This is a genomic window from Stenotrophomonas sp. GbtcB23 (genome assembly GCF_019091045.1).
Classification (GTDB): Bacteria; Pseudomonadota; Gammaproteobacteria; order Xanthomonadales; family Xanthomonadaceae; genus Stenotrophomonas; species Stenotrophomonas rhizophila_A.
Genome location: NZ_JAGXKC010000183.1, coordinates 1 through 500 on the forward strand (window position 1 = coordinate 1; position 500 = coordinate 500).

Sequence of the window (500 nt, forward strand, 5' to 3'; positions counted from 1 at the left end):
CGGGAAGCGGGCGCAATCTTGCTTGGGAAGCTCTCAAATCATCGTGCGGTAGCCCTCGCTGAAGAGCGTGCGCTAATCAGTCCAAGATTAGGTGTCCGTCTGGGAATTACCAGTCGGCTCGAAGCATTTCGCAGGCAGATGGAACCAACCGTCCTCGAAAGGTTCCCGGGCATCTGGCTGCCAGTCAATGACTTTCAGCGCGAGTTCTGGAGCGGGGCGTCGTCCGAGGAGACATCCTGGCTTTCCGCTTCCGCACCTACCGCATCCGGAAAGACGTTCTTGGTGCGGAAATGGCTGATTGATCGCATGTTGACAAGCGACGCAACCGTTGCCGTGTACATCGCACCGACGCGTGCGTTGGTCTCGGAGGTGGAGTCTTCAATAATTGAACTCATCAGCGAGATGGAGGTTGCGGATAGAATCCACGTGGCGTCGTTGCCGCTCAGAGATAGCTATCTAGCCCCTCTGAGGCAGGCTAAGAAGGTAGTTCTTATATTTAC

At 55.6% G+C, this 500-nt stretch carries 1 protein-coding gene; it reads left to right on the plus strand.

From position 1 onward, the window contains the following. Positions 1–138 precede the first annotated feature (138 nt). Positions 139–500: DEAD/DEAH box helicase (locus tag KVS69_RS18710; protein WP_217539479.1), on the plus strand; the 362-nt coding region annotated here is incomplete at its 3' end.